The sequence below is a fragment of the Roseiarcus fermentans genome, assembly GCF_003315135.1.
Taxonomy (GTDB): Bacteria; Pseudomonadota; Alphaproteobacteria; order Rhizobiales; family Beijerinckiaceae; genus Roseiarcus; species Roseiarcus fermentans.
Map to the genome: position 1 here is coordinate 23627 of NZ_QNRK01000017.1, position 20955 is coordinate 44581.

Annotated in this window: 21 protein-coding genes and 1 tRNA gene; 12 read left to right on the plus strand and 10 right to left on the minus strand. The window is 68.8% G+C overall.

Features of this window, described 5'->3' with window-relative positions; all coding sequences use genetic code 11:
- Positions 1–79: 79 nt before the first annotated feature.
- The 3 genes from grxD to DFR50_RS15810 all read left to right on the plus strand — a co-directional run bounded on the left by grxD (position 80) and on the right by DFR50_RS15810 (position 2742).
- Complete coding sequence (grxD, locus tag DFR50_RS15800; RefSeq protein WP_113890245.1) at positions 80–421, plus strand: Grx4 family monothiol glutaredoxin; 342 nt, start codon at positions 80–82, stop codon at positions 419–421.
- Positions 422–751: 330 nt separating this feature from the next.
- On the plus strand, positions 752–2122 hold the full coding sequence (locus tag DFR50_RS15805; protein WP_113890246.1) for a polyhydroxyalkanoate depolymerase: 1371 nt from the start codon (positions 752–754) through the stop codon (positions 2120–2122).
- A gap of 113 nt (positions 2123–2235) precedes the next feature.
- Positions 2236–2742, plus strand: coding sequence for a L,D-transpeptidase (locus DFR50_RS15810; RefSeq protein ID WP_210208931.1), 507 nt, complete (start codon positions 2236–2238; stop codon positions 2740–2742).
- Positions 2743–2847: 105 nt separating this feature from the next.
- Here the strand turns inward: DFR50_RS15810 and ilvN are convergent, their stop codons facing one another.
- The 3 genes from ilvN to DFR50_RS15825 form a co-directional block, all read right to left on the minus strand.
- Positions 2848–3402: an acetolactate synthase small subunit gene (gene ilvN / locus DFR50_RS15815; protein ID WP_113890248.1), complete on the minus strand. Its 555-nt coding sequence runs from the start codon at positions 3400–3402 to the stop codon at positions 2848–2850.
- A 57-nt stretch (positions 3403–3459) separates the two neighbouring features.
- Positions 3460–4437, minus strand: a complete 978-nt coding sequence (locus DFR50_RS15820) for a threonine dehydratase (protein WP_113890249.1) — start codon at positions 4435–4437, stop codon at positions 3460–3462.
- Positions 4438–4612: 175 nt separating this feature from the next.
- A complete protein-coding gene (locus DFR50_RS15825; protein ID WP_113890250.1) occupies positions 4613–6382 on the minus strand; it encodes an acetolactate synthase 3 large subunit in 1770 nt (589 codons plus the stop codon).
- Between the two features lie 335 nt (positions 6383–6717).
- On the opposite strand from DFR50_RS15825, the gene purE reads away from it, so the two are divergent.
- The 5 genes from purE (at position 6718) to pth (ending at position 10957) form a co-directional block, all read left to right on the plus strand.
- Positions 6718–7233, plus strand: a complete 516-nt coding sequence (gene purE, locus DFR50_RS15830) for a 5-(carboxyamino)imidazole ribonucleotide mutase (protein ID WP_113890251.1) — start codon at positions 6718–6720, stop codon at positions 7231–7233.
- A complete protein-coding gene (locus DFR50_RS15835) occupies positions 7230–8324 on the plus strand; it encodes a 5-(carboxyamino)imidazole ribonucleotide synthase (RefSeq protein ID WP_210208923.1) in 1095 nt (364 codons plus the stop codon). The genes purE and DFR50_RS15835 overlap by 4 nt, the downstream gene beginning before the upstream one ends.
- A gap of 41 nt (positions 8325–8365) precedes the next feature.
- Complete coding sequence (gene hisC, locus DFR50_RS15840) at positions 8366–9439, plus strand: histidinol-phosphate transaminase (RefSeq protein WP_113890337.1); 1074 nt, start codon at positions 8366–8368, stop codon at positions 9437–9439.
- Positions 9440–9564: 125 nt separating this feature from the next.
- On the plus strand, positions 9565–10299 hold the full coding sequence (locus DFR50_RS15845; protein WP_113890252.1) for a 50S ribosomal protein L25/general stress protein Ctc: 735 nt from the start codon (positions 9565–9567) through the stop codon (positions 10297–10299).
- Positions 10300–10360: 61 nt separating this feature from the next.
- Entirely contained in the window at positions 10361–10957 is a 597-nt protein-coding gene (gene pth, locus DFR50_RS15850; RefSeq protein ID WP_113890253.1) for an aminoacyl-tRNA hydrolase, read from the plus strand.
- A 4-nt stretch (positions 10958–10961) separates the two neighbouring features.
- Here pth and DFR50_RS15855 read toward each other — a convergent pair whose 3' ends face one another.
- Positions 10962–12500, minus strand: a complete 1539-nt coding sequence (locus DFR50_RS15855) for a sensor histidine kinase (protein ID WP_113890254.1) — start codon at positions 12498–12500, stop codon at positions 10962–10964.
- 146 nt (positions 12501–12646) lie between these two features.
- On the opposite strand from DFR50_RS15855, the gene DFR50_RS15860 reads away from it, so the two are divergent.
- Positions 12647–13258 carry a glutathione S-transferase family protein gene (locus tag DFR50_RS15860; protein WP_113890255.1) on the plus strand — a complete coding sequence of 204 codons (612 nt, stop codon included), beginning with the start codon at positions 12647–12649 and terminating at the stop codon, positions 13256–13258.
- Positions 13259–13314: 56 nt separating this feature from the next.
- Here the strand turns inward: DFR50_RS15860 and DFR50_RS15865 are convergent, their stop codons facing one another.
- Together DFR50_RS15865 and DFR50_RS15870 are read right to left on the minus strand one after the other, a co-directional pair.
- A complete protein-coding gene (locus DFR50_RS15865) occupies positions 13315–13611 on the minus strand; it encodes a GCG_CRPN prefix-to-repeats domain-containing protein (RefSeq protein WP_245427829.1) in 297 nt (98 codons plus the stop codon).
- Between the two features lie 94 nt (positions 13612–13705).
- Positions 13706–14203, minus strand: a complete 498-nt coding sequence (locus DFR50_RS15870) for a YcgN family cysteine cluster protein (protein ID WP_281016249.1) — start codon at positions 14201–14203, stop codon at positions 13706–13708.
- A 433-nt stretch (positions 14204–14636) separates the two neighbouring features.
- Here DFR50_RS15870 and DFR50_RS15875 point away from each other — a divergent pair, with 433 nt between their 5' ends.
- Positions 14637–15566 carry a histone deacetylase family protein gene (locus DFR50_RS15875; protein ID WP_113890257.1) on the plus strand — a complete coding sequence of 310 codons (930 nt, stop codon included), beginning with the start codon at positions 14637–14639 and terminating at the stop codon, positions 15564–15566.
- Positions 15567–15667: 101 nt separating this feature from the next.
- On the opposite strand, the gene DFR50_RS15880 is transcribed toward DFR50_RS15875, so the two are convergent.
- The 4 genes from DFR50_RS15880 to DFR50_RS15895 form a co-directional block, all read right to left on the minus strand.
- On the minus strand, positions 15668–16414 hold the full coding sequence (locus DFR50_RS15880; RefSeq protein WP_113890258.1) for a class I SAM-dependent methyltransferase: 747 nt from the start codon (positions 16412–16414) through the stop codon (positions 15668–15670).
- Positions 16415–16712: 298 nt separating this feature from the next.
- Positions 16713–17315 carry a hypothetical protein gene (locus DFR50_RS15885; RefSeq protein ID WP_113890259.1) on the minus strand — a complete coding sequence of 201 codons (603 nt, stop codon included), beginning with the start codon at positions 17313–17315 and terminating at the stop codon, positions 16713–16715.
- Complete coding sequence (locus DFR50_RS15890; protein ID WP_210208924.1) at positions 17315–18091, minus strand: TPM domain-containing protein; 777 nt, start codon at positions 18089–18091, stop codon at positions 17315–17317. The genes DFR50_RS15885 and DFR50_RS15890 overlap by 1 nt, the downstream gene beginning before the upstream one ends.
- Before the next feature lie 16 nt (positions 18092–18107).
- Positions 18108–18704 carry a LemA family protein gene (locus tag DFR50_RS15895; protein ID WP_113890260.1) on the minus strand — a complete coding sequence of 199 codons (597 nt, stop codon included), beginning with the start codon at positions 18702–18704 and terminating at the stop codon, positions 18108–18110.
- Positions 18705–19177: 473 nt separating this feature from the next.
- Here DFR50_RS15895 and ilvC point away from each other — a divergent pair, with 473 nt between their 5' ends.
- Both ilvC and DFR50_RS15910 read left to right on the plus strand, forming a co-directional pair.
- Complete coding sequence (gene ilvC / locus DFR50_RS15905) at positions 19178–20197, plus strand: ketol-acid reductoisomerase (RefSeq protein ID WP_113890262.1); 1020 nt, start codon at positions 19178–19180, stop codon at positions 20195–20197.
- 128 nt (positions 20198–20325) lie between these two features.
- Positions 20326–20401 (plus strand) — tRNA-Lys (locus DFR50_RS15910).
- The last annotated feature ends 554 nt before the right edge of the window (positions 20402–20955 follow it).

Consider the following 20955-nt stretch of genomic DNA (forward strand, 5'->3'; position numbering starts at 1 on the left):
GGGCGCGCGGGCAGGCTCTATATCTTAGCACGGTGAACGGGCGGGACCTTGACCTCCGCTCCGGAAAGGATTGAACGCCATGGCGAATGCACGTGAACGGATCGAGACGCTGATTGCCGAGCATCCGGTCGTTCTTTTCATGAAAGGGACGCCGCAGTTTCCGCAGTGCGGGTTCTCGGGTCAGGTCGTTCAGATCCTCGATTACCTCGGCGCGCCGATCCACGGCGTCAATGTGCTCGAGGACGAGGAGATCCGCCAGGGCGTGAAGGAATTCGCCAACTGGCCGACCATTCCCCAGCTCTACATCAAGGGCGAGTTCGTCGGCGGCGCGGACATCGCCCGCGAGATGTTCCAGTCGGGCGAACTGGCCTCGGCGCTCGCCGACGCCGGCGTCGACCTGAAGAGCAAGGCGAAGGTGTGAGCGTTGCGGCGGCGCGACTCCGTTCGTCGCCGCCTTCTCGCCCATGCAGAGAAGCCCGCCTGCCGCGCGGCGCCGGGGCGGGATGTGTGGGCCTGGCCCGGGCGGCCGGTAGATATTTTTCCTGACACGACACAGCCAAGCGCGGCCGCGATGCTTCGAAGCGCCGCGGCGGCCGCGGATCGACATTGATCGCGCACGCATCGGCCGACCGCGACCGAGACGTCGGGCCGCGGCATTAGCCTTATAGCTCGATTGAAAACTTGGCCGTCGATAGTTACGTATAACGATATGGGAAACGGCGGGCCAGAAACTGACCCGGGGAATCGCTCGATGTTTCGATCCTATTCGTACCAGATGTATGAAATGGTGCACGCCTCGCTCGCCCCGGCGCGGGCGGTGACGGACACGATGCACTTCGTTTTTCGCAATCCGTGGAACCCTTTGTCCAACACCACGGTCGGCAAGAACATTTCCGCCGCGGCCGAGTTGTTCGAGCGGATGACGCGGCGATACGGCAAGCCCACCTTCGGCCTCGACGAGATCGAAGTCGACGGCGTTGTCTATCCAATTCTCGAGGACGTCGTCTGGAGCCGGCCGTTCTGCAACCTGCTGCACTTCGTCCGCCCGGACTTTCCTCACGCCGAGGACCAGCCGAAGCTGCTGATCGTGGCGCCCATGTCCGGCCACTACGCGACGCTGTTGCGCGGGACGGTCGAAGCGCTGCTGCCGTATTGCGACATCTACATCACCGACTGGACGGACGCGCGTCTGGTTCCGGTGGCGGTCGGGACTTTCGACCTCGACGATTACATCGACTACCTGCGGCTGATCATGGAGCACCTCGGCCCCGGGACTCACACCCTCGGCGTCTGCCAGCCGGGCGTCCCGCTGCTCGCCGCGGTCGCGATCATGGAGGCCAACGGCGACCCGAACGTGCCGGCCAGCATGACGTTCATGGGCAGCCCGATCGACACCCGTCGCAGCCCGACCGAAGTGAACAAGCTCGCCGAGAAGCGCGGCATCGAGTGGTTCCGCCGCAACGTGCTGCATCCAGTGCCCTTCCCCTATCCGGGCATGGGTCGGCAGGTCTATCCCGGCTTCCTGCAGCTTTCCGGCTTCATGGCGATGAATCTCGACCGCCATGTCAACGCGCACATGGAGATGTTCAACCACCTCGTTGAAGGCGACGGCGACTCGGCGGAGAAACATCGCGACTTCTACGACGAGTACCTGGCGGTGATGGACATGGACGCCGCCTTCTACATGCAGACCATCGAAAAGGTGTTCATCCAGCATGCCCTGCCCAAGGGCGAGTTGAAGCACCGCGGTCAGACCGTCGACTGCTCGACGATCCGCCGGGTCGCCCTGATGACCATCGAGGGCGAGAAGGACGACATCGCGGGGATTGGCCAGAGCCAGGCGGCGCACGACCTGTGCGTCAACATTCCCGACTCGATGAAGACCCACTACCTGCAACTGGACGTCGGGCATTACGGCATCTTCAACGGCTCCCGTTTCCGCAACGAGATCCTGCCTCGCATGCGCGACTTCTGGGCGGCCATCGACGGCAAGCCGGCGAAGGTCATCCCGCCCGCCAGAGTCACCAAGAGCAAGACCGGCAAGCCCATCTACGACAAGGCGGCGGCCGTGGCGCCGAGGCGGACGGTCCCCGTCCCGGTCCCGGTCCCGGTCCCGGCCTAGCGTCCATCGACGGGGCGGCCCGTTCGCCCCGTTCCCCCTTTTCGCACCCGCGCCTCCGCTTCGCCCCGATGACGCCGTCGGTCGCGCGAAACGGAGGCGGCGGCGTGCGCGGCATGGCAATTCTTTGCGCGGGCCTCGGCGTTCTTCTCGCCGTCGCGCCGGAAACGACGGCGGCCGCCGGACGGCCGGCCACGCTCTCCGAAGCCTTCCCGCCCGGTGCGATCGTCATCAGCCAGTCGGCGCGAAAGCTCTATCTCGTGACCGACCGGGGACGGGCGATCGTCTATCCGGTCGCCGTCGCCAAGCGAGGCATGGAATGGAGCGGAACGGCGCGGGTCATGGCCAAATTCGTCGAACCCGCCTGGGCGCCGCCCGAGTCGGTCCGACGCGACCACCCCGCGCTGCCCGAGATGATTGCCGGCGGCGCGCCGACGAATCCGATGGGCGCGCGGGCGATCACGCTCGATCGCCCGGAAATCGCGATCCACGGCACGAGCCGGGCGATGCGCGCCTCGATCGGCGCGGCCGCCTCCTACGGATGCATCCGCATGCTGAACGAGGACGTCATCGACCTCTACGACCGCGTCGTCGTCGGCGCGCCGGTGACGATGGCGCCGTAGAGGGCTGCCGGGCCAGGAACGTCGGCCCGGCGCCGCGCTCCCGAGCCCCGCCGGCGACCCGCCCGGCCCGGGCGGCGCCGCTGTCGGCCGCCGTGGCCAGCCTCGTCAGATCGGCTCGGGCCCGCGCGAGATCGCGGCGACGCCGGTGCGCGACACCTCGACCAGTCCCAACGGGCGCATCAGGTCGACGAAATCATCGATCTTCTGCGGATTCCCGGTCAATTCGAAGATGAAGCTCTCGACCGTCGCGTCGATCACCTTGGCGCGAAAGGCCTCGGCGAGGTTCATCGCCTCGACCCGATTCTCGCCCCGGCCGCGCACCTTGATCATCGCCAGCTCCCGCTCGATCGCGCGCACAGTCAGCGTCAGATCCTTGACCGAATTGACCGGCACGAGCCGTTCGAGCTGGTGGCGGATCTGTTCGATCGTCTCGGGCGTGCCGGAGGTGACGATGGTGATGCGCGACAGGTGGCGCTCGTGGGCGACCTCGGCGACCGTCAGGCTCTCGATATTGTAGCCGCGGCCGGAGAACAGGCCGACCACGCGGGCGAGCACGCCGGGCTCGTTGTCGACCAGCACCGACAGCGTGTGCGTTTCGACGTGCGATCGGTGCGGCGCGGTCGAGTACGGGGAGAGCGGCGCGGCATGTGTCTTGACCATGGTGATGAACGTCCTCGTCGAATGAGACGCCCTTCGAACGGCGCCCCGGATTGATGTTCAGGCCGCCGCGGCGGTCTCCGGCGCCTTTGCGACCCAGCGTTGGAAGAGATCGAAGTCGATGTTGCCGCCCGACAGCACGAGCCCGACCTTGCGGCCGGCCAGACGCGCCCGCTCCTTCAGGGCCGCGGCGAGCGGCGCTGCGCCCGCGCCTTCGGCGAGATTGTGGGTGTCGGTCCAATAGGCGCGGATCGCGCCGGCGATCTCGTCGTCGGTCACGAGCGCGACGCGCGCGGCGCCGCGGGCGATGATCGCCACCGCCTCCTCGTCGGGCGCGCGCGTCGCGACGCCGTCGGCGAGGGTGTCGGCGCGCGTGGTCGAAACGGCCCGCCCGGCCTCGAACGAGAGCGCGTAGGCGGGCGCGCCGGCGGACTGGACGCCGACGATCTCGGTCCGGAGGCCGAGCGCGTCGCGGGCGGCGATGGCGCCGCAGATCCCCGAACCCTGGCCGATCGGGACATAGAGCACATCGAGGTCGGGCCGTTCCGTGAGCAGCTCGAGCGCCCAGGTGGCGACGCCGCGCACGAGGTCGACGTGGAACGCCGGGACGGCGTGCAGCCCGCGCGCCCCCGCCAGCCGCATCGCCTCCTCGCGCGCCGCCTGGAAGTCCGCCCCGTGCTCGATCAGCTCCGCCCCGAAGGCGCGCATGGCGGCGTTCTTCTCGGCCGAATTGCCGTGCGGCGCGACGATCGTCACCGCGAGCCCGAAGCGTCGCGCGGCGAAGGCGAGGCTCTGGCCGTGATTGCCGCGGGTCGCGGAAACGATCCCCTCGACCCGCGGCGCGCCCCGGCTGAGCGCGTCGCAACAGGTCAGGCCGCCGCGCACCTTGAAGGCGCCCGTCGGCTGGTGGTTCTCGTGCTTGACCACGACCTCGGCCCCGAGGCGCGCGGCGAGCAGCGGCCAGGCGAAGGCGGGGGTCGGCGGCAGGAACCGCCGCACGAGGTCGTGGGCCTGGCGAAGCTCGGAGAGGCTGAACATCGGGGGTCTCTTCTCGACCGACGGAAAGGCGCAATCCCTGCCGGGCTTGCGGGGCAAAGCGCGCCCCCCGGGGATTGACCCGAGGGGCGACCGGAGGCGGCCGGCCGGACGAGGGCTCGTCTCGAACGCCCTCGCCCTGCCCTCCCCCGGGATGGCCGGCAAAGCGGGCGAGGGATTACACCAGCATCTTGCCCTTCTCGTCGATGATGGCGCCGAGATCGACGCCGGCGTCGTCCCCGAGCTCGTTCAGGATCATCTCGTTGTGCGCCTTGCCCGACGGGATCATCGGGAAGCAGTTCTCCTTCTGGTCGACCATGCAGTCGAAGATGACCGCCTTCGGCGTGTCGATCATCTCCTTGATCGCATCATCGAGATCGCCCGGATTCGAGCAGCGGATGCCGTGCGCGCCGTAGGCCTCGGCGAGCTTCACGAAGTCCGGCAACGATTCCATGTAGGTTTCGGAATAGCGATTGCCGTGCAGCAGCTCCTGCCACTGGCGCACCATGCCCAGATACTGGTTGTTCAGGATGAAGATCTTGACCGGCAGGCGGTACTGCATCGCCGTCGACATTTCCTGGATGTTCATCTGGATCGATCCCTCGCCGGCGATGTCGATCACCAGCGAATTGGGATGGGCGAGCTGGGCCCCGATCGCCGCCGGCAGGCCGTAGCCCATCGTCCCGAGACCGCCCGAGGTCATCCAGCGGTTCGGCTCCTCGAAGTGGAAGTGCTGCGCCGCCCACATCTGATGCTGCCCGACCTCGGTCGTGATGTAGAGGTCGCGGCCCTTGGTCAGCTCGTAGAGCCGTCTCACCGCGTGCTGCGGCTTGATGATCTGGGTCGAGTTGCGGAAGCCGAACGAGTCGCGCGCCCGCCAGCCGTTGATCGCCTCCCACCATTTCTCGAGCGCGGCGGCGTCGGCCCGTTGCCCGCCGCGCCACAGCCGGACCATGTCCTCGAGCACGTGGGCGCAGTCGCCGATGATCGGCACCTCGACCTTGATGGTCTTGTTGATCGACGACGGGTCGATGTCGATGTGGATCTTCTTCGACTTCGGCGAGAAGGCGTCGACGCGGCCGGTGATGCGGTCGTCGAAACGAGCGCCGACGCAGATCATCAAGTCGCAATCGTGCATGGCGTGGTTCGCCTCGTAAGAGCCGTGCATGCCGAGCATCCCGAGCCACTGCTTGTCCGAGGCCGGATAGGCGCCCAGGCCCATCAGCGTCGAGGTGATCGGGAAACCGGTCGCGCGCACCAGCTCGCGCAGCAGGGTCGCCGCATGCGGGCCCGAGTTGATCACGCCGCCGCCGGTGTAGAAGATCGGCCGCTTGGCCTCGGCCATCATCGCGACTGCGCGCTTGATGTGCTCGAGGTCGCCCTTGAGCTGCGGGCGGTAGGTCTTGTGCTGGATGTTGCGCTGGAACGTGTAGGCGCCGGTGGCGAACTGCACGTCCTTGGGAATGTCGACGACGACCGGCCCGGGTCGCCCGTGCGAGGCGATGTAGAAGGCCTCGTGCAGGATGCGCGGCAGATCCTCGATCCGGCGGACGAGGTAATTGTGCTTGGTGCAGCTGCGGGTGATGCCGGTCGTGTCGCACTCCTGGAACGCGTCCGAGCCGATCAGGTGCGTCGGCACCTGGCCGGTGATGCACACGAGCGGAATGGAATCCATCAGCGCGTCGGTGAGGCCGGTGATGGCGTTGGTCGCGCCGGGCCCGGAGGTGACCAGCAGCACGCCGACCTTGCCGGAGGAGCGCGCATAGCCCTCGGCCGCATGCGCCGCCCCGCCCTCCTGGCGCACGAGGATGTGACGGACCTTGTCCTGCATGAAGAACGCGTCGTAAATCGGCAGAACCGCGCCGCCCGGATAGCCGAACACGTACTCGACGCCCTGGTCCTTGAACGCCTCGACCACCATTTCGGCCCCGGTCATCTGCTTGGCCATGTCTTCCAGTCCTTTTCGCTTTGTCCGTCGTACGCGTGTGAGAGGATGTCGAGGCAATAAAAAAGGCCCTCTGAGGGGCCTTGGGCATGCGCTAGCGGTCGGATGCAGGTCCTATGCCTGCCCGTCCTCCAGCGCCGAACTTACAATAAGGATAGCCACGTCTCGCATCGCCTCTTTGTCGAGATGGGGCACACGTCTAGGAGAGCGCGGCTGCGCCGTCAAGAGCTTCGCCTCAGGATTTCCGGGAACGGCGCCGGTCCGATGCTTGCGCCCCTGCGCGTATTCCCTGTATCGCTTCGAGCCATGGAGATCGCTTCGCCAGGCAGGAGGCGCGGATGAGCGGGGTTCAGCGGCCCGTCGCCGTCATCATGGGCAGCCAGTCCGACTGGACGGTGATGCGGCGCGCCGCCGAGACGCTTCAAGCGCTCGGCGTGGGCTTCGACGCGCGGATCGTCTCCGCCCATCGCACCCCTGATCGCATGGTCGCCTTCGCCAAGGGCGCGAAGGCGGAAGGCTTCAAGGTGATCGTCGCCGGCGCCGGCGGCGCGGCGCATCTGCCTGGCATGACCGCGGCCTTCACCACGCTGCCGGTGTTCGGCGTCCCGGTCCCGACCAAGGCGCTCGGCGGCCACGACAGCCTGCTGTCGATCGTGCAGATGCCGGCGGGCGTGCCGGTCGGCACGCTGGCGATCGGCGAAGCGGGCGCCGTCAACGCCGCGCTGCTCGCGGCCAGCGTGCTGGCGCTGTCCGACGAAGGCCTTTCGGCCCGCCTCGAGGCCTGGCGCGCCGAGCGGACCGCCGCCGTCGCGGAGCGGCCGCAGGACGCGCCTCCGGTCGAGGGACCCGCATGATCCTGTCTCCCGGCGCGACCATCGGCATTCTCGGCTCCGGCCAGCTCGGGCGGATGCTGGCGATCGCGGCGCTGAAGGTGGGCCTGCGCACCCACATCTACGCGCCCGAGGCCGAAGCCCCGGCCTACGACGCCGCGGCCGCGCGGACGATCGCGCCATTCGACGACGAGGCGGCGCTGGAGGCCTTCGCCCGCTCGGTCGACGTCGCGACCTACGAATTCGAGAACGTGCCGACCGCCACCGTCGAATTTTTGAGCGCGCGCGTGCCCGTGCGTCCCGGCGCGCGGGCGCTCGCCCTGACGCAGGACCGGCTGGTCGAGAAGACGTTTCTGCGCGACGCGGGGCTGCGGACGGCGCCCTTCGTCGCCGTCGACGACGCCGGCGCGCTCGCCCGCGCGGTGGCGGAGCTCGGCCGCCCGTCGATCCTCAAGACCCGTCGGTTCGGCTACGACGGCAAGGGCCAGTCGCTGATCCGCGAGGGCTCGAACGTCTCCGCCGTCTATCGCGCGCTCGGCGGCGCGCCGATGATCCTCGAAGGCTTCGTCGCCTTCGAGCGCGAAGTCTCGGTGGTGGCGGCGCGCAGTCTCGAAGGCGAGATCGTCGCCTACGATCTGGCCGAGAACGAGCACGAGCGGCACATTCTCGCCCGCACCCGCGCGCCGGCCCGCGTCGCGCCCGAGACGGCGCTCGAGGCGCGGCGGATCGCGACCACCGTGCTCGAAGCGCTCGATTATGTCGGCGTGCTCGCGGTCGAGCTGTTCGTGACGCGCGAATGGAACGGGCGCGAGGGGCTGGTGGTCAACGAGATCGCGCCGCGCGTCCACAATTCCGGCCACTGGACCCTCGACGGGGCGCAGACTTCGCAGTTCGAGCAGCACATCCGCGCCATCTCGGGCTGGCCGCTCGGCGCGGCGACCCGCCGCGGCCGGGCCGAGATGCACAATCTGATCGGCGAGGACGCCGAAGACTGGCGCGACATTCTCGCCCAGCCCGATCTCTGCCTGCACCTCTACGGCAAGCTGGAAGTCCGCCCCGACCGCAAGATGGGCCACGTCACCCGCATTTTTCCGGAGGCCCCGGGGGAAGGATGAGCGCGCGCGCCATGGGAGTCCGGACGAGCGAGGAGGATCGCGTGAGCCCACTCTGGTCGCAGCGCGCCCGCGACCTCGAGCCCTACGTGCCCGGGGAACAGCCGCAGATTCCGGGCCTCGTGAAACTGAACACCAACGAAAGCCCGTTCGGTCCGTCGCCGAAAGCGACCGAAGCGATCCTGGCCGCCGCCGGCGACGCGCTGCGCCTTTATCCGGACCCGCGATCGACCCGCCTGCGCGAGGCGCTGGCGCGCCGTCACGAGGTCGCGCCCGACCAGGTGTTCGTCGGCAACGGCTCGGACGAGGTTCTGGCTCACGCTTTCGCGGCGCTGTTGCAGCAGCCGTCCCCCGTTCGCTTCCCCGACGTGACCTACAGCTTCTATCCGGTCTGGTGCCGGCTCCTGGGGATCGCGCACGAGACGGTCCCCCTCGACGCCGACTTCCGCGTGCGCGTCGACGACTACTTCGAGCGTCCCGGCCCGGTGATCGTCGCCAATCCCAATGCGCCCACAGGCGTCGCCATCGGGCGCGCCGAGGTCGCGCGGCTCGCCGCCGGGCGGCCCGAGTCGGCCGTCGTGATCGACGAAGCCTATGTGGACTTCGGCGGCGAAACCGCCATCCCGCTGATCGGCGAATTCCCCAATCTCCTCGTCGTCCAGACCCTGTCGAAGTCGCGCGCGCTCGCGGGCCTCAGGGTCGGATACGCCATCGGCGACGCCGGGCTGGTAGAGGCGCTGACGCGGGTCAAGGACAGCTTCAACTCCTATCCGCTCGGACGCGCGGCGCAAGCCGGCGCGATCGCCTCGCTCGAGGACGAGGACTGGTTCCGGCGCTCGCTGACGGCGGTGACGCGCAACCGCGACGACCTCGTCGCCGCTTTGACCCGGCTGGGGTTCGACGTCCTGCCGTCGGCGGCCAATTTCGTCTTCGCCCGCCACCCGCGCCGTTCCGGCCGATCGCTCGCGGCGGCTCTGCGGGAGCGCGCGGTCCTCGTCCGGCATTTCCCGGCGCCGCGGATCAACGACTTCCTGCGCATCACCGTCGGCTCGCAGTCGGACATCGAAAGCCTGACCCGGGCGCTGAGCGCGATCCTCGCGACGCCCGAGCCCGGCTGATCCGCCGCCGACCCGCGCCGGTCCGGATCTTGCGGCGCAGCGCGGGCTCCTCTATAGCCTGCGGCTCGCGCCGATTCCGACACCCCTGGAGGCGTGGCGCGAGACCAACATCGAAGGACATCCCTATGGCAGCGATCAAGCAACTCGCGGCCGTGGCGCGTAGCGGGACAGGCAAGGGGGCCGCCCGCTCCGTTCGTCGCGAAGGCCGCGTTCCCGCCGTCGTCTATGGCGGCGGCATGAAGCCCGAACCGATCTCGGTCGACTTCAAGGACGTCAACAAGCTCATTTACGCCGGACACTTCCTGACGACCATCTTCGAACTCGACATCGACGGCCGCAAGGAGCGCGCCCTGCCGCGCGACTACCAGCTCGACGTCGTCACCGACCGGCCCGTGCACGTCGACTTCCTGCGTCTGGTCGCCGGCTCGCGCGTGCGGATCGGCGTTCCGGTCCACGTCGAGAACCGTGAGGCCTCACCAGGCATCAAGAAGGGCGGCACCGTCAACCTCGTGCTTCACACCGTCGAGGTTCTGGCGCCGGCCGACAACATCCCCGAGGCGATCACGGTCGACCTGAGCGGCCTCGATTTCTCCGACTCGGTCCACATCTCCGCGCTCAAGATGCCGGAAGGCTGCAAGGCGGCCGCGACCAAGACCGACCTGACGGTGGTCACGGTCGTGCCGCCGACCGTCATGCTGGAAGAGGGCCCGGCCGCGTCCGGCGCCGCCCCGGCCGCGGCGGCGCCGGCCAAGGCCGCGGCTCCGGCCAAGGCCGCCGCCCCCGCCAAGGCCGCAGCCCCGGCCAAGGCCGCAGGGCCCGCCAAGGCCGCCGCCCCGGCGAAACCCGCCGCCAAGAAGTAAGACGCCGCGCCCTCGCCCGTTCGCCGGGTCGAGGGCGCCGCTTACCATTCGGGGGCTTGCCATGCTCGTCGTCGCGGGACTCGGCAATCCGGGCAGGGAGCACGCGCGCAACCGCCACAACATCGGCTTCCTCGCCCTCGAGGCGATCGCCGCCGCGCATCGCTTCGGCCTGTTTCGCGCCCGCTTCTCCGGCCTCGCCTCGGAAGGGACGATCGGCGGCGAGCGCGTGCTTCTGCTCAGCCCCCAGACCTACATGAACGAATCCGGCCGCAGCGTCGGCGAAGCCCTGCGCTTCCACAAGCTGGACGTCGGCGCCCTCACGGTCGTTCACGACGAACTCGATCTCGCGCCCGCCAAGGTGCGGGTCAAGGTCGGCGGCGGCAACGCTGGGCACAACGGCTTGCGCTCGATCACCGCGCATGTCGGCAACGACTACCGCCGCGTCCGGCTCGGCATCGGCCATCCCGGCGACAAGGCGCTGGTGCACAATTACGTGCTCAGCGATTTCGCCAAGTCGGAGCTGGGCTGGGTCGAGGCGGTGTGCCGGGCGGTTGCGGACGCCGCGCCGCTGCTGGTCGAAGGCCAGGACGCCGGCTTTCAGAACCGGGTCCACCTCGCCGTCGAGGCCGCCGGCTTCGGCGAGAAGGCGTCGACCTGAGGCCTCACGCGGCCTCGGCCGGATCGCTGCGCCAGCGCCGCGCGCCGCGGCCGCGCTGCGGCTCGGGCAGCGCGTCGGACCCGAGCGCCGCCGGCGCGCTCATGACGCGTTCGGGCGGGAAGATGACCACCGCCTCGGTTCCCTCTTGCGGTTCCGACGTCAGCCGGAACTGTCCGCCGTGCAGTTCCACGAGCCCCTTGACGATCGGCAGCCCGAGTCCCGACCCTTCCTCGGCCTTCTTGTGCGCCAGCGAGCCGCGCCCGAAGGACGACAGCACGACCGGAATTTCCTCCGGCGGGATGCCCGGGCCCGTGTCGCGAATCGCCACGTACTGGCCCCCCGAATGGGTCCACCCCACCTTGACGGCCAGCGAGCCGCCCTGCGGCGTGAACTTGATGGCGTTGGTGAGCAGGTTCAGGGTGATCTGGCGCACCGCCCGCTCGTCGGCCCGGATGGGCGGCAAGGCCTTGTCGAAGGCCTCGGTCAGCGTCAGGTTGCGCCCTTTCGCCCGCATCGCCAAAAGGCGACAGCAGTCCTCCACCACGCCGTGCAGCGACACCGCCTCCTCGTTCAGCTCGTAGCGGCCCGCCTCGACCCGCGACAGGTCGAGGATCTCGTTGATCAGCATGAGGAGGTGCTGGCCGCTCACGTGGATGTCGTTGGAGTATTCCCGGTAGGACGCGACGCCGTGCGGGCCGAACATCTCGCCCTTCATCACCTCCGAGAAGCCGAGGATCGCGTTCAGCGGCGTGCGCAGCTCGTGGCTCATGGTGGCGAGGAACCGCGACTTGGCGAGATTGGCGCTCTCCGCCCGTCGCCGCGCCTCGTCGGAATTGAGCCTGGCCTGTTCGAGCTCGGCGATCAGCGCGTCCTTCTCGGCCTGGAGCGAGACGCTGCGCGCCGCGGCGGCGCGCAGGCGGTGGACCACCACGAGACAGGCGCACACGACGCCGATCGTCATGGCGGCGACGGGAAGCGCGGCGTTCTCCCGGCGCGCCCCGCAGGCGAGGCCGACGCCGATCACCATCGGGGCCATGCCGGCCACGAACGCGGCCGGGATGGTCGCGGCCAGCAGCGACAGGACGGTCGACAAGAGCAGCATCACCAGCATGGCGAAAGCCGGCGCGTCCGGATCGGGCGATCGCAGTTGGGCAAAAATCAGCCAGGCCCACGCCGAGCCGCAGAAGGCCGTCGCCACGACGACGCTGCGCCGCCAGACGCCTGCGCTCCCGCCTGTGTCGCCGCTGTCGAGAAGCGCGATCGGCAGGGCGGTGACGAGACCGACGGCGCAGACGACCAACACCCACGTCGCCAGCGCCGGCGCGCCGACGAGGCCGAGCGCGACAGCGGCGGCCCCGAGGGCGACGAGCCCGACGAGAAGGGCGGAGTCGCGATGGATCCGGGCGAAGCGCCCGCGCGGCGCCCCCGGCCCAGACCGAATCCGGCGCGCCCGCCACGGATCGACGCCGATCTCGCGCCGATCCGCGCCGACCCCCGGACTGTCTTCGCCGCCCGTCCAGCGCTTCGCCTTCCATTCGCTCATGACACTCGGCACGCATTGTAACCCGCAACCGCGCGCCGATCATGCTGTCCAAGGGCTTAACGAGGGGCTGACGCGGGTCGTGGCGACCCGGGATTTTCTTCGAAAAGTCGGTTACGGTTTCCCGGACCTTGCGGCAGGGAGGGACAATGAAACTGTACAATTCCAACTTCGCGCCGAACCCGAGGCGGGTGCGCGTCTTTCTCGCGGAAAAAGGCGTGGCGATCCCGCGAATCGAAGTCGATCTCGCCAAGCTCGAACAGAAGGCCCCCGAATATTCGGCCGTCAATCCGTTCCAGGTCATTCCGGCGCTCGAACTCGACGGCGGCGAAGTGATCGGCGAATCGATCGCGATCTGCCGCTACATCGAGGAATTGCACCCCGAGCCGAACCTGTTCGGCGCGACGCCGCTCGAGCGGGCGATGGTGGAGATGTGGCAGCGGCGCGTCGAGTGGCATCTCCTGCTGCCGATCGCGCAGGCGTTCCGCCACTCGCACCCGGCGATGACGAAGATGGAGGATCCACAGATTCCCGACTGGGCGGCGGCCAACCGCACCCGCGCGCTGCGCAACATGATGATCTTCGATCGAATGCTCGCCGACCGGCCGTTCGTCGCCGGCGACCGCTTCACCGTGGCCGACATCACCGGGCTGGTGGCGCTGGATTTCGCCAGACCCGCCCGGATCGCGATCCCGCCCGAGCTCGGCCAGCTGAGCCGATGGCACGAAACGCTGAAGGCGCGACCGAGCGCGGCGGCGTGAAGGGTCGCTTCGGGGCGGCCGCGACGGGCCCGCCCCCCGCGCGAGGCCGGGCCGTCCTACCTGCAGACGCGCACGCCGTTGCGCCACCAGCAATGCGGGCCGTAGGGGTAGGGTCGGGCGTAAGGATAAGGCCGGGGCCCATAGGCGTAGGGATAGGGCCGATAATAGGGCGCCGGCGCCCCCATCGGGACGCAGCGCCCCCATGGGTTGCGGAACCATCCCGGGCCGCAGCCCTGGGCGATCAGCGTGACGCCCGGCTGGGCGTCGGAAAGGGCGGAGAACGGCATCGCCTGCGCGGGAACCGCGGCGGCAAGCCCGCCCAGAACCGACGCGGTCACAATCCACTTGCTCATCATCGCACCTCCGAAGTCCGGGGGAGAATGGCGCCTCCGGTGAAAACTTACTAGCCGGCCGACCTTGAATGCGCGCTGAACGCCGTTCGCCCCGTCACGCGACGGCCGGCTTGCGGCGTCTTCTCGGCGTCCGGTTCGGCCACAGCACGATCCGCTCCGGCCATCGCTCCTGCGCGAGATCGTCCTCGACCACCGACACCCGGCCGCGCACCGACAGTCCAGCCTGGTGGACGCTGTCGGACGATCCGGACACCAGCGGATGCCAGTCGGGCAGGTCCTTGCCCTCGGCGACGAGACGGTAGGCGCAGGTGACGGGCAGCCACGTCAGCTTCCGCACGGCCTCCGGCGTCAGCGTCACGCAGTCCGGGACCCGGCCGCTCCGATTGCGGTAGTCGCGGCACCGGCACGCCTTCGCGTCGAGCAGCGTGCAGCCGATATCGGTGAAATGGATCTCGCCGGTGTCCTCGTCCTCGAGCTTGACGAGGCAGCAGCGCGCGCAGCCGTCGCACAGGCTTTCCCATTCGGCCGTCGACATGGCGTCGAGCGACTTGGCTCGCCAGAACGGAACGGTTTCGGGGCGCTTCTCGGTCACGTCTTTCGGCTGCGCTTCCCTGGCGGGCCATCGGCTCGCGCTTGCGGTCCTGGTCGATCTTCAGCCTTGCATCCGGGCGCTCCCGGCGCCGATGGCGAGGCTTTCCAAAGCTATAGTCCGATCGGGCCCCCGGCCGCAATCGGGCGCGTCGGCGTCGGGTCGGCGCCGGCGTCCGACGCGACGAAGGGCGGACGCACGGACGGCGCCGGTCGCGCGACTTGCGCATTGCGGCCCCGGACCGCGGGGGCTATGTGAGGGACCGCGTCGTCAGCGAAGCGACGACCTCCTCCTGGGCCGAGGCCGGCGCGCTCGCGTCTGACGTGCATGCCGGAACCCTCTCCCGCTGCGAACCGTTGGACTTTATGGACTTTGCCCGCCATCGGCGCGAGAGTGCGGCGGAAGGGGAAACGCTTCGGCGAGGTAGGACACCAGAGTGACCACACTGCTCATCAGCCACCCCGCGTGCCTTGCGCACGACATGGGCGAGGGGCATCCCGAGCGTCCCGACCGGATTCGCGCCGTCGACCGCGCGCTCGAGAGAGAAGTGTTCCAGATGCTGGCGCGCGACGTCGCGCCGCGCGCCGAAATCGCCGCGATCGCACGCGTCCATCCGGTCGACTACATCGAGGCGCTCCGCTCGGCGACGCCGGCGCAGGGGCACGTCGCCATCGATCAGGACACCTCGATGAATCCCGGCACCTTCGAGGCGGCGCTCCGGTCGGCGGGCGGCGCGATTTTCGCCGTCGACGAGGTCATGACCCGAAAAGTCCGCAACGCGTTCGTCGCGACCCGTCCCCCCGGGCATCACGCCGAAATGGCGACGCCGATGGGCTTCTGCTTCTTCAACAACGCGGCGGTCGCGGCGCGGCACGCCCGCGCCGTCTACGGCGCCGAGCGCGTCGCGATCATGGACTTCGACGTCCATCACGGCAACGGCACCCAGCACATCTTCTGGAGCGACCCGAACGTGATGTACACCTCGACCCACGAAATGCCGAACTATCCCGGGACCGGCGCGATCGGCGAGCGCGGCGAGCACGATCAGATCGTCAACGCCCCGTTGCGGGCCGGCGACGGCGGCGACACCTTCCGCGAGGCGATGGAAGTGGCGATTCTGCCGCGCATCGACGATTTCGCGCCCGACCTCGTCATCATTTCCGCCGGCTTCGACGCTCATCGCCGCGATCCGCTCGGCAACCTCAATCTCGTCGAGGCGGACTATGTCTGGGCCACGCGCAAGCTGATGGAGATCGCTCAGAAGCGCTGCGGCGGACGCGTCGTCTCGGTGCTCGAGGGCGGCTACGATCTCGAAGGTCTGTCGCGCTCGGTCGCCGCCCATGTGACGACGCTGATGGAAGGCTGAAGGCGGCCCTGTCGCGTTTCATCGGCGCCCGGCAGGCCGGCGCAACCGCGTCGTCGATCTCGACCAGGTTCCGGCGCGCGCAGCCACGGCGCGGAACTCCGTCATATCTCCCATGAGGTTTCCGGCGACGACAAAACCCGGTCGGACGCCGATTTCCTTGCAATGATCACCAGATTTTCCCCAAGAACGCGCCGCCCGAACAGCGCCGCCATCGGCGCCCAGAGCGGGAAAGACAAGGCCGAGCGCAACGGCGTCGCGTAGCTGCCCGCCGTGGTGAAGGCGACGATCTTGAAGCCTATCTCCTGAAGCATGAGGCGCATTTGCGTGCTGGTGAGCGGCGAAATGTGGCGAACGCCGCGGTATTCCGACTCGCCGAAGGCCCAAAGATCCCCAGTCAGGAAAAACTTGATCCGCCCCTCCCAGAACCCGACGTTTGGCTTGATCACCGACAGCAGTCCGTCGTCGTCGAGCAGGGCCCGGGCTTCAATCAGCGCATGCCGCGGCGAATCGAGATGCTCGATGACCGAGCTCATGACGATCAGCTTGAATTTACGTTTGAAGATTTTGGAGAAATTCTGGTTGAGATCGATCCGTGTAAACGGAACGTCCGCCAACTTGAAGTTGGCGTCTCGAAGGTCGGCGGCGTTCAGATCCGTGTAGCCGGCGTCGCCCAGCCGTTGCAGAAGTTCGCCCGACCCTGCGCCAAGATCGAGCACGCCCTCTTTGGGGCCGCCTTGAGACAGCGCGAGTTCGACCAGGCGTTCATGGGTCCCCGGGGCGCCATGCTTGACGAGGCCTCGGTAGGTCTCCAGCTCCCGCGTCAGCCATTTTGTTCTCAACAGCCTCATTTGCCCGTTCTCCCTGGTGACGGTACAAGTTCAGCGCCCTGAAGGAGAGCGGCGCATAGGGGCTTGGGAACATAAAAAAGAATTTGAATAGAGAGCGATTGCAAAGGTCTTGAATCGGATCGGAGAATCAAAATTTCGCCAGGAACCTCCTATTCTGACCGGGAATACGGCATTCTCACGGCCGGTTGATTGATTCTCGGTAACGTCGTTCGGTTGAGCGTGTCGTCATGACTGGCGGCGCGGCGCAGCGCGCGCGGGAAAACTGCTGGTCGGGCCGGGGCGCTCGCGCCAGACGCCGTCACACGACGTGGAAACGATGGCGCAGCGGCGGGTCTCCCGCGCCCTCGGCCGGGAAGGGCCGCGCGAGCAGGCCGGCGCAATCGTCGGCGAGGCCGCAAAGCGCCGTCTCGATCGCGCCCGCGGCGAGCGGCGCGAGCGCCCGGTCGACCACGGCCTGCCACGCCTCCTGCGGGATCACGGCGGCGGCGGCTTCGGCGGGAACGATTCGAATATAGTGCTCGGCGAGCGACACGTAGACGAGCACGCCGCACTGCGTCCGGTCGAGGCCGCGCAGGGCGAACTGGGCCAGCGCCGCGCGATGTCCGGCCGAGCGGGCGGCGCGTCCGGGAACAAGCGCGCGGCGGACCCAGGGGAGCGATCCGAGCGTCGCGGCCAGGATGGCGACCAGAAGTTGGACGACGTAGATCCGGTGCGCCGACATCTCGGTGAACAGGAGGAGCGGCAGCGGCGTCGCGAGGGCGAGAGCGCAGGCGCCGAGGAGGAACTCGGCGTCGCGGGAGATCGAAGCTTCCGCCAGCACGCCGGCCAGCGGCGCGCGGGTTCGCTTCTGCGCCGCGTCGAACGCCGCCTCGATGCGCGCCGTCCCGGCCGGATCGATCATCACCAGCCCCCCGAGGCGCCGCCGCCGCCCGACGAGCCGCCGCCGCCGGAGAACCCGCCGCCGCCGCCGAAACCGCCGCCGCCGAAGCCGCCCCCGCCGAAGCCGCCCCCGCCGCCGAAGCCGCCGCCGCCCATCGGGATGAACACGACATTGCCCCCCGAGCGCCCCCGGACGCGGACCAGGACGAACAGGATGAACAGGACAATGAGGAACGGCGCGATGGCGTCGAACAACGTCGCGTCCTGCTCGGTGCGCGTGTCCTTCGGTTTCGGCTTCCATTCGGCCGAGTCGGTGGTGAGGGTGGTGATGATGTCGTCCACCCCGCGCGTCACGCCGCCGTTGAAGTCGCCGGCCTTGAAGCGGGGCGCGATGGCGTTGGCGATGATCAGGCTCGAGATCGCGTCGGTCAGCGTGCCCTCGAGGCCGTAGCCGACCTCGATCCGCACCCGCCGCTCCTTCGGCGCAATCAGCAGCAGGGCGCCGTTGTTCTTTTTCGCTTCGCCCAGCTTCCAGAAGCGGAAGAGGGCATTGGCGTAGGGCTCGATCTCCTCGCCGTCGAGCGAGGGAACGGTGGCGACGACGAGCTGGATGCCGGACTTCTGCTCGAGGTCGGCGAGCTTGCGCTCGAGGTCGGCGGCGGTGATCGGCGACAGGATGTTGGCGGCATCGACCACCCGGCCGGAGAGCGGGGGAAAGTTCGCCGCCGCCAGCGCCGCGCCGATCCACAGCGCGGCGACGAGCACGGCGAGCAGCGCTCTCGGGATCAGCCGCGCCACGACGCCGCCCCCGCGGCTAGAACTTGACCTTCGGCGCCGTCTGCGCGTCCGCCTCCGCCGCGAACGGAACGAGCGGCTTAACCGAGCGGAACACGGTATTGGCCCACAGCACGCCCGGGAAGGTCCGGAGTTCGGTGTTGAAGTCCTGCACCGAGGCGATGTAGTCGCGGCGCGCGACCGCGATGCGGTTCTCGGTCCCCTCGAGCTGCGACTGCAGCGCGAGGAAGTTCTGGTTCGACTTGAGGTCCGGGTAGTTCTCGCTGACGGCGAGCAGGCGGCCGAGGGCGCCGGAAAGCTGCGCCTGCGCCTGTTGCATCGCCTTGACCTTCTCCGGGTCGGTGAGGTCGTCGGCGGTGAGGTTGATGGCGGTCGCCTTGGCGCGCGCCTCGGTGACGGCGACCAGCACGTCCTTTTCCTGCTTGGCGTAGCCCTGGACGGTGGCGACCAGGTTCGGCACCAGGTCGGCGCGGCGCTGGTACTGGTTCTGCACCTCCGCCCATTGCGCCTTGGCGGCCTCCTCCTTGGTCGGAATGACGTTGTAGCCGCAGCCCGAGAGCGACAACGCGATCACGGCCAGAACGACGATCGAGCGGATACGAGCAGGCAAAGTCACGGAGCGGCCCCCAACGTCGTGGACGCGGCCTCACGCGCGCCGCGGCTTCGACTATACAGGCCGCGCCGCGCTTTCGCCATGGGCGCCGCCGGCGGCGGCGCCCACGCCGGAATCGGCAGCGTCGCCACGACCGGCGCGCCCGCCGGTCGGCGCCTGGAAGCCCGGCAGGCAAGGGCGACCGGCCCGATCGCCTTCCCCTCCGCCGGCCGCGTCCCGCGGGCTCGCGGCGAACGGCCGCGCCGGCCGCCGGGGCTGTTTCCCGCGGGCTCGCGGCGTCGGATTCGGGAAGCGAGGCTTCCGCTGTTGATCCGGATCGAAGCTCGACGGTCCGATTCGTCGCGGCCGGCGCGACCGCCGAAGGCTCCTGCGACCGGATTCCCGCATTCTCCGGCCGCGAGCGCTTGATCGCCCCCCCGCCATTGCCTAGAAACGCCGACCACTTCGAACGCGGCGATACCGAAAAAGGAACTGCGATGCGCGTCTATTACGACAGGGATTCCGACCTCAACCTGATCAAGAGCAAGAAGGTCGCCGTCGTCGGCTACGGCAGCCAGGGCCACGCGCACCTGCTCAACCTGCGCGACAGCGGCGTCAAGGACATCGCGGTCGCGCTCAGGCCGGGCTCCGCTTCGGCCAAGAAGGCGGAGGCCGAGGGGATTACGGTGATGGACGTGCCCTCGGCCGCCAAATGGGCGGACGTCGTGATGATGCTGACGCCGGACGAGCTGCAGTCGGACATCTACAAGGCCGAACTCGCGCCCAACATGAAGCAGGGCGCGGCGCTGATGTTCGCTCACGGCCTCAACGTCCACTTCAACCTGATCGAGCCGCGCGCCGACCTCGACGTGCTGATGGTCGCGCCGAAGGGGCCGGGACACACGGTGCGCTCGGAATACAAGCGCGGCGGCGGCGTTCCCTGCCTGATCGCCATCCACAAGGACGCGAGCGGCAACGCCCACGACCTCGGCCTCTCCTACGCCTCCGCCATCGGCGGCGGCCGCGCGGGCGTGATCGAGACGACCTTCCGCGAGGAATGCGAAACCGACCTGTTCGGCGAGCAGGTGGTGCTGTGCGGCGGCCTCGTCGAGCTGATCCGCGCCGGCTACGAGACCCTCACCGAGGCCGGCTACGCGCCGGAGATGGCCTATTTCGAGTGCCTGCACGAGGTGAAGCTGATCGTCGACCTGATCTACGAGGGCGGCATCGCCAACATGAACTACTCGATCTCCAACACCGCCGAATACGGCGAGTACGTCACCGGCCCGCGCATCGTCACCCCGGCGACCAAGGCCGAGATGAAGCGGGTGCTGGAGGACATCCAGTCGGGCCGCTTCACCCGCGACTGGATGCTCGAGAACAAGGTCAACCAGACCTCGTTCAAGGCGACGCGCGCCAAGGCGAACGCCCATCCGATCGAGGAGGTCGGCGCGAAGCTGCGCGCCATGATGCCCTGGATCGGCAAGAACAAGCTGGTCGACAAGGACAAGAACTGAAGCGTCGGCGACGGCGCGGCGCTCTGGAGAATCCGCGCGAAACCGGTTCCGGTTTTCGCTTGCCAGCCCGCCGCGCCTTTGCTACATGCCGGCTCCTCGCCGATCCTGAAGGGGCCGGCGACTTCGATGGGCGCATAGCTCAGTTGGTAGAGCAGCTGACTCTTAATCAGCGGGTCCAAGGTTCGAGCCCTTGTGCGCCCACCATCGGAGATTTGGAATCGATGCGAGGACTCTGGGCAGAGTCCGGGCGACGGCGCCGGGCCGTGGCTGACCCCCGCGGGCGCCGTTAGGGAGCGCGCCGTGCAACCGGGCTCGCCCCAGCGTCAGCGTACCCCTCTGAAATCATTGCCCCCGCTGACCGCAGAGTGCGTAACTCCCAAGCCTTGGGGCGCCTTGGGAATGACGGGCGGTCGACGACCCCGAGGCGGCGGCGATGACGCTTCCCGCCGTCCTCGCGAGGAGCCCGAAGGGCGACGCGGCGATCCAGGGGCCGCCTGCGCCGACGTCGAAGCGCGGCGAAGCGGGGCATACGGCAGATCTTGGCCGCGCCCCCCTGGATCGCCGCGTCGCTTCGCTCCTCGCGATGACGGCGGCTTGGGAGTTGCCAGAGTGCGTAACTCCCAACCCCGTCATTGCGAGGAGCGAAGCGACGAAGCAACCCATGCCGCCGCTTGCCTCCTGCGGAAAAAATCGCTCCGTCTTCTGCTCGCAACGAAGGGCGGCGGGACGACCAGAGGGCGCGACAGCGGCCCAGCGGC

Coding starts and splice junctions, on each gene's coding strand:
- grxD (WP_113890245.1), top strand. CDS start 80: ATGGCGAATGCACGTGAACGGATCGAGACGCTGATTGCCGAGCATCCG.
- DFR50_RS15805 (WP_113890246.1), top strand. CDS start 752: ATGTTTCGATCCTATTCGTACCAGATGTATGAAATGGTGCACGCCTCG.
- DFR50_RS15810 (WP_210208931.1), top strand. CDS start 2,236: ATGGCAATTCTTTGCGCGGGCCTCGGCGTTCTTCTCGCCGTCGCGCCG.
- ilvN (WP_113890248.1), bottom strand. CDS start 3,402: ATGGTCAAGACACATGCCGCGCCGCTCTCCCCGTACTCGACCGCGCCG.
- DFR50_RS15820 (WP_113890249.1), bottom strand. CDS start 4,437: ATGTTCAGCCTCTCCGAGCTTCGCCAGGCCCACGACCTCGTGCGGCGG.
- DFR50_RS15825 (WP_113890250.1), bottom strand. CDS start 6,382: ATGGCCAAGCAGATGACCGGGGCCGAAATGGTGGTCGAGGCGTTCAAG.
- purE (WP_113890251.1), top strand. CDS start 6,718: ATGAGCGGGGTTCAGCGGCCCGTCGCCGTCATCATGGGCAGCCAGTCC.
- DFR50_RS15835 (WP_210208923.1), top strand. CDS start 7,230: ATGATCCTGTCTCCCGGCGCGACCATCGGCATTCTCGGCTCCGGCCAG.
- DFR50_RS15845 (WP_113890252.1), top strand. CDS start 9,565: ATGGCAGCGATCAAGCAACTCGCGGCCGTGGCGCGTAGCGGGACAGGC.
- pth (WP_113890253.1), top strand. CDS start 10,361: ATGCTCGTCGTCGCGGGACTCGGCAATCCGGGCAGGGAGCACGCGCGC.
- DFR50_RS15855 (WP_113890254.1), bottom strand. CDS start 12,500: ATGAGCGAATGGAAGGCGAAGCGCTGGACGGGCGGCGAAGACAGTCCG.
- DFR50_RS15860 (WP_113890255.1), top strand. CDS start 12,647: ATGAAACTGTACAATTCCAACTTCGCGCCGAACCCGAGGCGGGTGCGC.
- DFR50_RS15865 (WP_245427829.1), bottom strand. CDS start 13,611: ATGAGCAAGTGGATTGTGACCGCGTCGGTTCTGGGCGGGCTTGCCGCC.
- DFR50_RS15880 (WP_113890258.1), bottom strand. CDS start 16,414: ATGAGGCTGTTGAGAACAAAATGGCTGACGCGGGAGCTGGAGACCTAC.
- DFR50_RS15885 (WP_113890259.1), bottom strand. CDS start 17,315: ATGATCGATCCGGCCGGGACGGCGCGCATCGAGGCGGCGTTCGACGCG.
- ilvC (WP_113890262.1), top strand. CDS start 19,178: ATGCGCGTCTATTACGACAGGGATTCCGACCTCAACCTGATCAAGAGC.